The organism is Arhodomonas sp. KWT (genome assembly GCF_010993615.1).
The window spans coordinates 1-1,108 of sequence record NZ_WNXE01000532.1 but is presented as its reverse complement, the minus strand read 5'-3'; the positions used below and the strand labels follow the sequence as shown (position 1 = coordinate 1,108).

Below are 1,108 nucleotides of genomic sequence, written 5' to 3'. Positions count from 1 at the left end.
AACTACTAACCTTTAAAAAAGTAAAGTCATGCTTTGGCGTACTGACATTCGGGCTGTTGGAAGAATGAGCGCACCAGCCGCGGGAGTTTCTGGATGCGCCTGAGCGCGGCGATGGCCATGCGCTTCATTTGCTCGATGTTCTCGACCCCGCGGCAACTGACATCACGCTTGACGTGTGCCCAGACCTGCTCGTCGGGATTGAGGTGGGGAGCGTACGGCGGCAGGAAGAACAACTTCAGCATGCCGTTGGTCGAAGCCACGAAGTCCTTGACCAGTTTGGCCTTGTGGGCTGGATGGCCGTCGACGATGACGTACACGGGCTTATGGGCACCGGCGAGCAGCCGCCGGAGGAACTCGCGGAAGACTTTCGCGTTCACGTTGCCCTCGTGGACCATGAACCGTAGCTCACCCCGAGGGCCGACCGCCGAGAGCATGTTCACCGAGAACCGCCGCCCGGTGACTTCGACGACAGGCGTTTCACCGACCGGCGCCCAAGTCGTACCGGCATGGTAATCGGAGCGCAGCCCCGACTCGTCAGCAAAATAGATCGTCGCCCCGGCCGCCTTGGCTTGCCGGCGGATTTCGGGGTAGGTGTGCGTCTGCCACTCCTGCACCAGCTCCGGATTCTTCTGCCAGGCCTCGTAGAGGGGTTTCTGCGCCGAGAATCCGAGCGTCTTCATCGCCTTGCTCACCGACGGCAGTGTCAGCGACTTGCCCAGGCGCTGCCGGATCAGCTCCTGGATCAACGACAACGTCCACAGCGCGTAGGGCAGCTTCATCTGCTGCGGCGTCTCGTCGCGCACCGCCCGCGCAAGCCAGCGCATCTCCTCGTCGGTGAGCTTGCTCGGCCGGCCAGATTTGCCCTTCGACTGCAGCGCTTTCTGGCCGCCGTCGTTGTAGCGCGCCAGCCACTTGAACACCGTGCGCTCGTTGAATCCGAACGCCTCGGCAACATCCGCCACCGTGCGCCCACCGCGCACCGCTTTGATCGCCTGCATTCGCAGCGCGTGCATCGCCGCCTTGTCAATTGTGCGGCCATCGTTGGAGCGTTTGCATCTCATGATGCAAAACCTAACACATCATGGCTTTACTTTCTTTAAGGTTAGTA

At 61.3% G+C, this 1,108-nt stretch carries 1 protein-coding gene; it reads right to left on the bottom strand.

Annotation, left to right across the window (positions count from 1 at the left end):
* Positions 1-26 precede the first annotated feature (26 nt).
* A complete protein-coding gene (locus G7A99_RS20475) occupies positions 27-1,061 on the bottom strand; it encodes an IS630 family transposase (RefSeq protein WP_163143708.1) in 1,035 nt (344 codons plus the stop codon).
* Positions 1,062-1,108: the final 47 nt, after the last annotated feature.